Consider the following 11,707-nt stretch of genomic DNA (forward strand, 5'->3'; position numbering starts at 1 on the left):
CCATGATGAACTCTTTCGGGCATATCTTTCGGGTGACGACCTGGGGCGAAAGCCACGGCCCGGCCCTGGGTGCGACGGTCGACGGGGTGCCGCCGGGCGTGGCGCTGGACGAGGCGATGATCCAGCACTGGCTGGACCGACGCAAACCCGGCCAGAACAAATACACGACCCAGCGGCGTGAACCCGACGCGGTTCGTATTCTGTCGGGTGTCTACGAGGGCGAGACGACCGGGACGCCGGTGCAGCTCATGATCGAGAACACCGATCAGCGATCCAAGGATTATGGCGACATCGCCGAGAAATTCCGGCCCGGCCATGCCGACATCACCTATTGGCAGAAATACGGTATCCGCGATCCGCGCGGGGGCGGGCGGTCATCGGCGCGCGAAACGGCGGCCCGCGTCGCGGCGGGCGGTATCGCGCGTGAGGCGCTCAAGATGCTGGTGCCGGGAATCGAGGTGCGCGGCTACATGACCCGCATGGGCGAGCACGAGATCGACCGCAGCCGTTTCGACTGGGACGAGATCGAGCGCAATCCGTTCTGGGTGCCGGACGCCGAGGCTGCCGCGACATGGGCCGACTACCTCGACGGGTTGCGCAAGGCGGGCTCGTCCGTCGGCGCGGTGATCGAGGTGGTCGTGCGCGGTGCGCCCGCGGGCCTTGGGGCGCCGATCTATGCCAAGCTCGACACCGATCTGGCCGCTGCGATGATGTCGATCAACGCCGTGAAGGGCGTCGAGATCGGTGAAGGCATGAACGCGGCCTGCCTGACGGGCGAGGCCAATGCGGACGAAATCTACATGGGGAACGACGGCAAGCCGGTGTTCTCGTCGAACCACGCGGGCGGCATTCTTGGTGGTATTTCGACCGGGCAGGACATCGTCTGCCGGTTCGCGGTCAAGCCGACATCGTCGATCCTGACCCCGCGCAAGACGATCACGAAAACGGGCGAGCCGGCCGAAATCGTCACCAAGGGCCGTCACGACCCCTGTGTCGGCATCCGTGCCGTGCCCGTGGGCGAGGCGATGGCGGCCTGTGTCATTCTCGATCATCTGATGCTGCACCGGGCGCAGGTCGGTGACGGGCCACGGGGCAAAATCGGCTGATGCTGTCGATCCTCGGGATCACCTTTCCGATCTTCGCGGCGATCGCGCTTGGCTATGGCCTGGTCCGCTGGCGGGTGTTCCGGCCGCAGGACATGCGGGTGTTCGGCGCCTATGTCATGAACATCGCGCTGCCCGCCCTGATCTTCAACGCGGTCGCGACACGGGACATCGGCGAAGTGTTCAACGTGCCCTACATGGCCGCGTATCTCGCCGGTGCGCTGGTCACGATGGGGATCGCGTTCGGCTGGTTTTCAGCCATCACCGGGCCGCAGCGCCGCGCTGTCGGGGCGATGGGTGCGTCCTGTCCGAACTCCGGTTTCGTCGGAGCGCCGCTGATGCTGTTGCTCTTCCCCGATATCGCCGGGCTCATCCTTGCCATGAACATGCTGGTCGAGAATGTGGTGATCGTGCCCGTGGCGCTCGCCCTGATCGAAGCGTCCAAGGGTGGGGGGCTGAACATCGGCAAGGTGCTGATCGGCGTGATCCGGCGGCCGATGGTGATCGGCCTGATCCTCGGCCTCGTCGTGTCGGTGATCGGGGTGCCGCTGCCGGGGCCGGTCGACCGGCTCGTCGGCATGGTGGCGGGGTCCGCCGCCGCGCTGGCGCTGGTCGTGATCGGCGGATCGCTCGCCGGGCTGTCGGTGAAAGGCAATGTCGCTCTGGCGGCGCAGATTTCGCTCGCCAAGCTGGTGGTGCATCCACTGGTGACGGTGGGTGCCGTGATCCTGTTCGGCGTGCTGGGGCTTGGCCTTGCCGGCGATCTGAGGATCGCCGTCATCCTGTCGGCGGCGATCCCGATGTTCACGATCTACACGGTTCTGGCGCAGGAGACGGGGCACGAAGGCCTTGCCTCGCTCGCGCTCTTGATGGCCACGGTCGCGTCTTTCGTGACGCTCAACGTGGCGATTTTCCTGCTGGTCTAGGCCGTCGCGGTGGCGAGCGCCGCGTCGAACAGAGCCTTGATGTCCTCGTAGGCCGTTCCCGCGACGATTCGGGCGATTTCCTTGCGGTCGGGACCGATCGCGATCAGGGTCGAACGGCGCGGAACCTTGAACGACGTGGTGATGTCGTCGCGTTTGTAGGTATCCCAATCCACCTCGATATACGTGATCTTTTCCTTGTAGGCCGGGTTCTCGTCGAACAGGCGCGAGATCACGCGGCGTTGAGCCTGACAGGTGCCGCACCACGGGGCGAAGTAATCGAGGACCACGGGCGTTCCGGCGTCGAGAGCACGGTTCACCGCGCCCGGCGTATAGGCGATGGTGGCGGATTGGCCGAGCGTCGGGATCAGAGCGACGGCGGATACTGTGGCAAGGAATGAGCGACGGTTCATAAGGACCTCCCTAGATGGAAACGGATAGATCGACGAGCCAGGCGGGCATGTTCGAAAACAGCCAGGCATCGATCATGTGGTTGATACGGAACAGGATGGCGAAGCCGACCAAAAGAAACGCGGCGCCGAGAACAGGGCGTGACACGTTGGCGAATTTCCTGAGCGCCGTGGCCCGCAGCCCGTAGCCGATGGCGAGGATCAGGGTCGAAACACCGGCGGCGAACATCACCATGATCGCGAAGGCGCGGATCAGGCTTTCACCCTGTGACGCGAGCGCGATGGCCCCGCCGAGCGTGGGGCCGATACAAGGGGACCAGACCGCGCCGAGCAGCAGGCCCCCGCCGAACTGACCCCAGAGCGAGGTCCGGTCGAAACTGTCGATGCCGCCGTCGGCACGCGCGGCGAGTCCCGCCGTGGCCGAGGCGAAGACCGCGTTCGCTTGCGGCCCCAGCATGACGAGGCCGAAGCCGATCATCAGGACGGCGCCAGCGGTCGCCACGGTGTCTTCGGTCAGGCCTATGGCGTAGCCCACGGTGGACACCAGCATACCGAAGGTGACGAAAGACAGGCTCATCCCGGCGGCGAGCACGACGGGGCCAAGGCGATGCGCCTGCAAGGCGGACGCAAGCACGATCGGCAGGACCGGCAGAACGCAGGGGTTGATGAGCGTCAGCAGGCCCGCGCCATAAGCGAGGATCAATTCCATGCCTTCTCATTGCCGTGACAGCCCGATCACTGTCACCCGACAAGCGCGTGAGTTTCGTTTCAGCCGGAATAGGTTTCCGACATCATTTCACGCAGCAACGGCACGCGGCGGGGACGGAAGCTTTCCCGCGTTTCGCTGACGGAGGCGACGCGGGAGATCAGGAAGCGGCGAAACCCCCTTCGCAGGCAACACCAAGCGAGGATCCACGGTTCGTAATCGGTGTAGACCACCGACAGCGGCCAGATCCGCCGTTCCGTGAACGACCCCTCGCGGTCGGTATAGGTGATATCGACCGCGCGCTCCTCCCATGCGGCTTCACGCAAGATGGGCATGAACTCCGGCACTTCGGGCTTTTTGTCGAAGGCATAGGCGAGCAGGGCGACGTGCCGCGCCTCGTCGGCTTTGCGCACGGGGAGCGAGGCGGTCACCTTGGCGATGGCGCGCTTGGCGGCCTCCGCCAGTGCCGGGTCGCCCTGCCATTCCAGCCAGCCGAGGCCCAGCATCACCGCCTCGAGCTCGAGACGGTCGAACATCTGCGGGGGCACCGCATTGTCCTCGGTCAGCGTGTAGCCGAACCCGGCCTCGCCATCGATGATCGCCCCGGCGGCGCGCAGGCTTTCGATGTCGCGATAGATGGTGCGCTCAGATACGCCTGTTTCACCGGCCAGACGGGCGGCGGTGACAGGTGGGGGCAGTCGCCGTAGGGTATCGAGCAGACGGAATAGGCGATCTGAACGGCTCATGTCCCCTCCTGACGGGAACTGTCAGTATGGGGGGAGCATAACGCGGGCAGTCACACAGGCAACGCGAAAGGAAAACCGATGCTGACGCTTTACCATTCCTACTGGTCCCGCGCGACACGGATGCTCGCCCTTGTCCATGAACTCGGCATCGTCGACGAGGTGACGCGCGTGCATGTCGACCTGAAACGGCAGGACGGATCGGGACGGTTCGACCCGAACAATCCGCATCCCGACCACAAGGTGCCCGCGCTCGACCATGACGGGACCGTCATCACCGAAAGCGCGGCGATTGCGCTTTACCTCAGCGATATGTTCCCCGATGCGGGGCTGGCGCCTGTGATGGGTGATCCGAAACGCGGTCCGTTCCTGACGTGGCTCGTCTATTCGGTGTCGGTGATGGAACCCGTCTACAATCACAAGGCCGCAGGTCTGGATCACCCGATCCTGCGGGCATCGTTCCGCGGCGTGCCCGAGGTCGAGAAACGCCTGATCGATACGTTCGCGGATGGTCGACCGTTTCTTCAGGGTGACACGTTCACCGCCGCCGATCTGATGGTGCAGTCGCCCTATCAGTGGATGCGTGACTGGGCGCCGCAGGATGACAACGTGCTTGCATGGGTCGACCGGGTGAACGCGCGTCCGTCCTATGCCTGGGCTCGGGAGATCGACGCGCAATATGCGCCGGCCATGACCTGAAGCGTCGGCTCAGGTGGCGGCGCGATCCGCCGTCACCGGGGCCGGTTTCTGCTTGGAAAGCTGCACGGCGAGGATGCCGACCGTCACGACCGCGACACCGATCACATCGAGCAGGCCCAGTTGTTCACCCAGCAGAACCGCAGCAATCGCCACCCCGAAGAACGGGTTGAGGAAGTGGAACGTCGCCGCCCGCACCGCCCCGATGCGTTGCACAAGTTCGAACCAGACCCATGTGGCCGCAAGGCCGGGCACCAGCGTGGTATAGGCAAAGGCCGCGACGAGACCGGTATTCCAGTTCACCTCGAACGGTTCCAGCGCCAATGCGAAGGGGGCGAGCGCGATGGCCCCCACCAGCATTTGAAGGCCGACCACCATCAGCAGGTTGCCCCCGCCCGACGCGGTGCGCACTGAAAGCGTCGCGACAGCCAGCGCGACGGCGGCGATGACACAGAGGATCAGACCATACATATCGACGCCACCGGAAATCCGGCTGCCCATGATGAGGGCGACCCCGGCAAAGCCGACGACCAACCCGACAACCGCCAGCATCGGCAGACGGTCGCGGAAGACGACCCAGCCGAGAAGGCCCACGATCAGCGGCATCGTCGAGGCGATGATGGAGGCGAACCCGGCCTCGATCGTCTGCATCGCGATGAAGTTCAGGCCAAGGTAAAGCGCGTTCTGGCAGACACCGAAGACGACCACCGAAATCCACTGGCCCCGCGTCAACCTGATCCGCTGACCCAGCATACGGGCAAGTCCCATTGCCATCAGGCCGGAGATCACGAACCGGATGGCAAGCGCGGTCATCGGCGGCGCATCGGCCACGATGATCCGGGCGGAGGTGAACGCGGACGACCACATCACGGCAAAGGCAAGACCCATCATGATCGCGCGAATATCCATCTGGTGCTCCTTACCGCTGTGCCCGGCGACCCTAGCCAAATCGCTCCGGTGCACAACCCCGTGCAATGCGATCCTCGCCATGTCCGATTGCCGGTCTTAAACTCGCCCCAGAGGTGCCCATGACCACAGAACCCAAAGCGTTCGAAACCATCGAAGATCTGGAAAGCTGGCTCTCCAGAAACCACGACACCGAGAGCGAACTGATCGTGCGGCTTTACAAGGTCCAGAGCGGTATACCTTCGATCACGTGGGACGAACTGGTGCAGGGCATCCTGTGTTGGGGCTGGATCGACGGGATCAAGCGGTCCTATGACGCGGTCAGCTACACGCAACGGATCACGCCGCGCAAACCGCGCTCATCATGGTCGAAACGCAACGTGGCGCATGTCGAGCGTCTGATCGACGAAGGGCGTATGCAGCCCTCGGGTCTGGCGCATGTCGAAGCGGCCAAGGCGGACGGACGGTGGGATGCGGCCTATGCCGGCCCCGCCGACATGGTGATCCCGCCAGATTTTCTTGCCGCCCTCGATGCCGTGCCCGAAGCGCGGGCGACCTATGACGGGCTTGCCAGCGGATGGCGCTATTCGATCTATCACGCCCTGCATTCGGCCAAGAAGCCCGTGACGCGTCTGGCCCGGATGGACCGCATGATCGCGCGCATGGCGGAAGGCCTGCCGCCCGTGAAGCGGTAAGAGTTTCTCGCCCCCCACAAAGCAAAAGGGCCGCCCTCGGGCGACCCTTTCGGACATTCTGATGGCCTGAACTTACGAGTTCACGGAGTCCTTCAGGGCCTTCGCAATGGTCATCTTGACCACCTTGTCGGCTTCTTTCTTGATCTGCTCACCGGTGGCCGGGTTGCGAACCATACGCTCGGGGCGCTCACGGCAATAGATCTTGCCGACACCCGGAAGGGTCACGGCACCGCCGCCCGACACTTCCTTGGTGATGATCGAGGTGATCGCGTCAAGCGCGGCGGATGCCGATTTCTTGTCGGTGTCCATCTCCTCGGCCAGCGCTGCAACGAGCTGGGTCTTGGTCATCGGTTTTGCCATGTGATTACTCCTCACTGTCCCGTCTTCGGGGTTTCATTGGCCGCATTTAAAGGAGGTTGCGGGGGGCACACAACTCTTTCTGAACGGAATCGGCAAGAAAACAACGGGTTTCCGCTCAGTCAGGGGGGTTTTCCTTATTCAAAGGAATGCCGTTTCGTCGAATGAGCGCAACTTCCGGCTGTGGATGCGTTCCAGCGGCATATCGCGCAGGCGCTCCATCGCGCGAATGCCGATCAACAGATGGCGCCCGACCTGCGTGGTGTAGAAGTCGCTCGCCATCCCCGGCAGTTTGAGTTCGCCGTGCAATGGCTTGTCCGACACGCACAGAAGCGTGCCGTAGGGCACGCGGAACCGGAACCCGTTGGCCGCGATCGTCGCACTTTCCATGTCGAGCGCGATGGCCCGCGACTGGCTCAGGCGCTGCACGGGTCCGGAATTGTCCCGAAGTTCCCAATTGCGGTTGTCGAGGGATGCGACCGTGCCCGTCCGCATGATCCGCTTCAACTCGTAACCTTCCAGCTCGGTCACATCCGCCACTGCGTCTTCCAGCGCGATCTGGATTTCGGCGAGCGGCGGGATTGGCACCCAGATCGGAAGATCGGCGTCCAGCACCTTGTCCTCGCGCAGATAGGCGTGCGCCAGAACGAAATCGCCCAGACGTTGCGAGTTCCGCAGACCGGCGCAATGTCCGACCATCAGCCACGCGTGGGGGCGAAGCACCGCGATATGGTCGGTCGCGGTCTTGGCGTTCGACGGACCCACCCCGATATTGACCAGCGTGATACCGGACCCGTCCGCGCGTTTCAGGTGATAGGTCGGCATCTGCGGTAGCTTCGACAGAGACGGGATTTCCCCGTCCGGCTCGGTCAGCGCAAAGTTTCCGGGGCTGACGAAGGCGGTATAACCGCTCGACTTGTCCGCCAGCATCGCGCGGGCGAACAGCTCGAATTCCTCGACATAGAACTGGTAGTTCGTGAACAGCACGTGGTTCTGGAAATGCTCGGCCAGCGTCGCGGTGTAGTGGCTGAGGCGCGCGAGCGAATAGTCGATGCGCTGGGCCGTGAACGGTGCGAGCGGTTCGGACCCGTCCTCGTGCCGGTAGCCCAGCCCGTTGACGATGTCGTCATGCGTATTCGTCAGGTCCGGCACGTCGAACACGTCGCGCAGGGGAAACGCCATCGCCCCCTCTTGCGGAACGGTGATGTCAGCGCGCCCCGCCACCGCGAAATGCACCGGCATCGGTGTGCTGGACTGGCCGACCGCGACCGGAACCCCGTGGTTCTGGATCAACAGGCCGATCTGTTGTTCGAGATAGTTCCGAAACAGGTCCGGTCGGGTGATCGTGGTCGAATAGGTGCCGGGGCCGGGCACATGGCCGAAGGACAGGCGATTGTCCGTCGCCGCATGGGTCGTCGTACGGAACCGTATCTCAGGATAGAACGCCCGGAACCGGTTCGCAGGCTGTTTCGAAAGACCGGCGGAGTCCGAGAATTTAACCGTCAGGAAATCGCAGGCGGCGTCGTAAAGCTCGCACAGGCGGTCCACCGCGAGACTCGCGTCGGTGAAGAACTCCGCCTGAACTTTGGACGGTGTCTTGATCGGCAGGGTCAAGTCAGCGGGGGACATCAAGGCTCCTCAAACAATTCGGTCAACTCGAACTTGGTCACGTCCACCAAACCGAGATCGGAGATGCGTAGTTCAGGGATGACCACCAGCGCAAGCAGCGAGTGCTGCATGTAGGCGTTGTTGAGCGTGCAGCCGCAGGCCGCCATCGCCTCGACCATGTTCTGCGCCTTGGCGGCCACCGTTTCGGCCGGTTCGTCGGACATGAGGCCAGCGACCGGCAATTCGACGAGCGCGATTTCCTTGCCATCCCTGAAGACGGTGATGCCGCCGCCCACTTCGCCCAGCCGGTTCGCGGCCAGCGCCATGTCGCGGCGCGACGTGCCGACGACGATCATGTGGTGGCTGTCATGCGCCACGGTCGAGGCGATGGCCATGTCGCCACGGTAACCGAAGCCCGAGACGAAACCGTTGGTCACGTCGCCCGTGCCGCGATGCCGTTCGACAAGCGCGATCTGCGCGATGTCGTTTGCCTCGTCCGGTTCGACGATCCCGTTCGAGACTTGCAGGTCTGCGGTCAGCGCCTTGGTCGGGGCCTGGTTCTCGACCACGCCGATCACCTTGGCGGTGACGGTGTTCGCGCCATCCGGGGCTGCGATCTCGAAATCGGCCCCCTCCAGCGTCTTGCCGAGGTGCACGGTGTTGCGCGCGTGATCCGGCCAGTCGAGGTGGGGGCACGCGACCGTGATGCGGCCCTTCTCCGCGACCAGCGCGCCGCGCGCATAGACCCGTTCGATCTGCAATTCGGTGAGCGAGGGGGTCAGGATCATGTCGGCCCGCCGCCCCGGGGCGATGGACCCGAGCTCGCGTTCGAGCCCGAAATGGGTGGCCGTGTTGATCGTGGCCATTTGAAGCGCGATCAGCGGGTCGCAACCGCAGGCGATGGCGTGCCGCACCACGCGGTTCATGTGACCATCGTTGACGAGCGTACCGGAATGGCTGTCGTCGGTGCACAGGATGAAGCTGCGCGGGTCGAGGCCTTTTTCGGTGACAGCGGTGATCTGGGTTTCCACGTCATACCACGCCGACCCCAGCCGCATCATGCTCCGCATGCCCTGACGCACGCGCGCGATGGCATCGGCCTCGCACGTCCCTTCGTGGTCGTCGGCAGGGCCACCCGCCGCATAGGCGTGGAAGTTCGGGCCGAGGTCGGGCGAGGCATAGTGGCCGCCAACCGTCTTGTTCGCGTTCTGGGTCGCTGCAATCTCGGCCAGCATCTTGGGGTCGCCGTGGACCACGCCGGGAAAGTTCATCATTTCGCCCAGACCGATGATGCCGGGCCAGTTCATCGCTTCCGCCACATCCTCGGGCGTGATCTCGCGCCCCGTGGTCTCGAGCCCCGGCGCCGAGGGCGCACAGGAGGGCATCTGCGTGAAGATGTTGACCGGCTGCAAGGCGGCCTCGTCATGCATAAGCCGCACGCCTTCCAGTCCCAGCACGTTCGCGATTTCGTGCGGGTCGGTGAACATGCTCGTCGTGCCGTGCGGGATCACGGCGGCGGCGAATTCCGCCGGGGTCAGCATACCGCTTTCGATATGCATATGGGCGTCGCACAGGCCGGGGATCAGGTACTTGCCGTCGGCGTCGATCACCTCGGTGTCGTCGGCAAGGCAATGGCTGGCGTCCGGACCGACGTAGGCGAACCGCCCCTCAGCGACTGCGACTTGCCAGCCGTCCAGCACTTCGCGCGTGTGGACGTTCACGACTTTGGCGCTTTTGATGACGAGGTCGGCAGCCTCACGACCCGCAGCCACAGCGACAAGGCGCGGTGCGGTTTCGGCCCAAGATTTCAATGGAGTGTCTGTCATGGAGCAATTGTCCAGCAAATTTGATCATATGCAAGCGGGTTCCGGGGCGCAGTTTGCCAAACGGTCCGCGAACCCTTACATCTTGCCATGTCAATCCGATGAAGGACGAAACGATGGACCTGCACCCGACCCCGATGAGCCCCCTGTGTTCCCCGGTCGAGGTGTCCCATGTCTGCCTTTCTGTCCCTTCACGATCTTTCTCTCAAAACCCCTGACGGACGCCCGCTCGTCCGTGATCTGACGTTGGCCTTCGGGGCCGAACGTACCGGCATCGTCGGTGCGAACGGGTCAGGCAAATCCACGCTGCTCGCCGCGATGTCGGCAGGCGGTCCGCATGTCTCGCACATCGGCACCTGCGGGCTGTTCGATCAACGGCTCGACCCGGCACAGGCCGTGCCGGAGGCGCTGGGCGTGGACGCCGCGCTTGCGCAACTCGACCGGATCGAAAGCGGGATCTTCGAGCCCGCCGACCTCGACACCGCCGACTGGACGTTGCCTGCGCGGACCGAAGGCGTGGTCGCGCGTCTTGGCCTGCCCGCCGATACCCTCGCGCGTCGCGTCGGTGACCTTTCCGGCGGGCAGCGCACACGTTTGTCGGTCGCCCGCGTCCTGATCGACGCGCCGGACCTGCTCCTGATGGATGAGCCGACGAACAATCTGGACCGCGCGGGCCGAGCCTTGATCGCCGAGCTGATCGCGGGGTGGTCCGGCGGCGTCGTGGTGGTGAGCCATGATCGGGAATTGCTGGAGGGGATGGAGCGCATACTCGAACTGTCACCGACAGGCTGGCACCTGCACGGCGGCGGCTGGTCGGTCTATGCCGAAGCCCGCGCGGCCCGCGAAGCACATGCGCAAGCCGCGCTGGAGACGGCCGAACGCGACCTTGCGCGGACCAAGCGCGAGATTCGAGCACGGGAAGAAAAGAAAGCGCGCCGCGACCGCGCCGGGCGCGCCCTGCGTGCGAGTGGCAGCCAGCCCAAAGTGCTACTCGACGCGATGAAGGACCGGGCCGGGCGCACGGCGGGGCGCGAGGCCGCGCTGTCGCAGAAGCTGGAGGACCGCGCCGCCGCCGCGCGTGCAACGGCTTCGGCCCAGGTCGCAGCACGGCGCGACCTTCGGATCGACGCGACGCCGCGATCTGCGCACGGAATCGTGGCGGCAATGGCGGGTGCGGCGACGATGCGCGGCGCGTTTCATGTCGGTCCCATCGACCTCACAATTCACGCCGGGGAGCATGTCGCGCTTGAAGGTGCCAACGGCGCGGGCAAGTCCACACTGCTCGACATGCTGCGCGGCCATCTTCCCACCACGGGCGACATTCGCAGACCGGGCCGGATCGCGATGCTGGACCAACATGCCGAAACGCTCGCGCATGATGAAACCATCGTCGCGGGGCTGCGCCGTCTGCATCCGGGCATGACCCTGAACGATGCCCACACCGTCCTTGCGCGTTTTGCGTTCCGGAACATCGATGCCGAGAAGCTGGTCGGCACGCTGTCGGGCGGCGAACGCTTGCGGGCCGGGCTGGCGGCCGCGCTGGGCGGGCCGCCACCAGACCTGCTGATCCTCGACGAGCCGACTAATCACCTCGACATCGAGGCGGTCGAGGTGCTGGAGGCCGCGCTTGCGGACTATCCCGGTGCGCTGCTTGTGGTCAGCCATGACAGCGCCTTCCTCGACGCCATCGGCATTGATCGGGTGCTCACGCTTGCCAACGGGCGGCTGGCGGATTGA

Annotated in this window: 12 protein-coding genes; 5 read left to right on the top strand and 7 right to left on the bottom strand. The window is 64.7% G+C overall.

The window, feature by feature from the left end; all coding sequences use genetic code 11:
- Nucleotides 1–2 precede the first annotated feature (2 nt).
- Entirely contained in the window at nucleotides 3–1,106 is a 1,104-nt protein-coding gene (aroC, locus tag RB2654_RS14200) for a chorismate synthase (protein ID WP_040884954.1), read from the top strand.
- Nucleotides 1,106–2,029 carry an AEC family transporter gene (locus RB2654_RS14205; RefSeq protein WP_040884956.1) on the top strand — a complete coding sequence of 308 codons (924 nt, stop codon included), beginning with the start codon at nucleotides 1,106–1,108 and terminating at the stop codon, nucleotides 2,027–2,029. The genes aroC and RB2654_RS14205 overlap by 1 nt, the downstream gene beginning before the upstream one ends.
- On the opposite strand, the gene RB2654_RS14210 is transcribed toward RB2654_RS14205, so the two are convergent.
- From RB2654_RS14210 to RB2654_RS14220, 3 genes are read right to left on the bottom strand one after another with little or no spacing between them, the layout of a single operon-like run.
- A complete protein-coding gene (locus RB2654_RS14210; protein ID WP_008332876.1) occupies nucleotides 2,026–2,439 on the bottom strand; it encodes a thioredoxin family protein in 414 nt (137 codons plus the stop codon). The two genes, RB2654_RS14205 and RB2654_RS14210, sit on opposite strands and share 4 nt — an antisense overlap.
- Nucleotides 2,440–2,449: 10 nt before the next feature.
- Nucleotides 2,450–3,145 carry a cytochrome c biogenesis CcdA family protein gene (locus RB2654_RS14215; protein ID WP_040884958.1) on the bottom strand — a complete coding sequence of 232 codons (696 nt, stop codon included), beginning with the start codon at nucleotides 3,143–3,145 and terminating at the stop codon, nucleotides 2,450–2,452.
- A 59-nt stretch (nucleotides 3,146–3,204) separates the two neighbouring features.
- On the bottom strand, nucleotides 3,205–3,888 hold the full coding sequence (locus RB2654_RS14220) for a helix-turn-helix transcriptional regulator (protein ID WP_008332881.1): 684 nt from the start codon (nucleotides 3,886–3,888) through the stop codon (nucleotides 3,205–3,207).
- Nucleotides 3,889–3,966: 78 nt separating this feature from the next.
- Between RB2654_RS14220 and RB2654_RS14225 the strand changes: the two genes are divergently transcribed.
- Nucleotides 3,967–4,584: a glutathione S-transferase family protein gene (locus tag RB2654_RS14225; protein WP_008332884.1), complete on the top strand. Its 618-nt coding sequence runs from the start codon at nucleotides 3,967–3,969 to the stop codon at nucleotides 4,582–4,584.
- 9 nt (nucleotides 4,585–4,593) lie between these two features.
- On the opposite strand, the gene RB2654_RS14230 is transcribed toward RB2654_RS14225, so the two are convergent.
- A complete protein-coding gene (locus tag RB2654_RS14230; protein WP_040884960.1) occupies nucleotides 4,594–5,490 on the bottom strand; it encodes a DMT family transporter in 897 nt (298 codons plus the stop codon).
- A gap of 119 nt (nucleotides 5,491–5,609) precedes the next feature.
- Between RB2654_RS14230 and RB2654_RS14235 the strand changes: the two genes are divergently transcribed.
- Nucleotides 5,610–6,182 (top strand): YdeI/OmpD-associated family protein, encoded by a 573-nt coding sequence (locus RB2654_RS14235; protein ID WP_040884962.1) that lies wholly within the window; start codon nucleotides 5,610–5,612, stop codon nucleotides 6,180–6,182.
- A 72-nt stretch (nucleotides 6,183–6,254) separates the two neighbouring features.
- Here RB2654_RS14235 and RB2654_RS14240 read toward each other — a convergent pair whose 3' ends face one another.
- The 3 genes from RB2654_RS14240 to ade form a co-directional block, all read right to left on the bottom strand.
- Nucleotides 6,255–6,542: an HU family DNA-binding protein gene (locus RB2654_RS14240; protein ID WP_008332906.1), complete on the bottom strand. Its 288-nt coding sequence runs from the start codon at nucleotides 6,540–6,542 to the stop codon at nucleotides 6,255–6,257.
- A 138-nt stretch (nucleotides 6,543–6,680) separates the two neighbouring features.
- Nucleotides 6,681–8,168: an AMP nucleosidase gene (locus tag RB2654_RS14245; protein WP_040884964.1), complete on the bottom strand. Its 1,488-nt coding sequence runs from the start codon at nucleotides 8,166–8,168 to the stop codon at nucleotides 6,681–6,683.
- Nucleotides 8,168–9,973, bottom strand: a complete 1,806-nt coding sequence (gene ade, locus RB2654_RS14250) for an adenine deaminase (protein ID WP_040884967.1) — start codon at nucleotides 9,971–9,973, stop codon at nucleotides 8,168–8,170. Before ade ends, RB2654_RS14245 begins: the two co-directional genes overlap by 1 nt.
- 168 nt (nucleotides 9,974–10,141) lie before the next feature.
- Between ade and RB2654_RS14255 the strand changes: the two genes are divergently transcribed.
- Nucleotides 10,142–11,707, top strand: a complete 1,566-nt coding sequence (locus RB2654_RS14255) for an ABC-F family ATP-binding cassette domain-containing protein (RefSeq protein WP_040884969.1) — start codon at nucleotides 10,142–10,144, stop codon at nucleotides 11,705–11,707.

Source organism: Maritimibacter alkaliphilus HTCC2654 (genome assembly GCF_000152805.1).
Taxonomy (GTDB): Bacteria; Pseudomonadota; Alphaproteobacteria; order Rhodobacterales; family Rhodobacteraceae; genus Maritimibacter; species Maritimibacter alkaliphilus.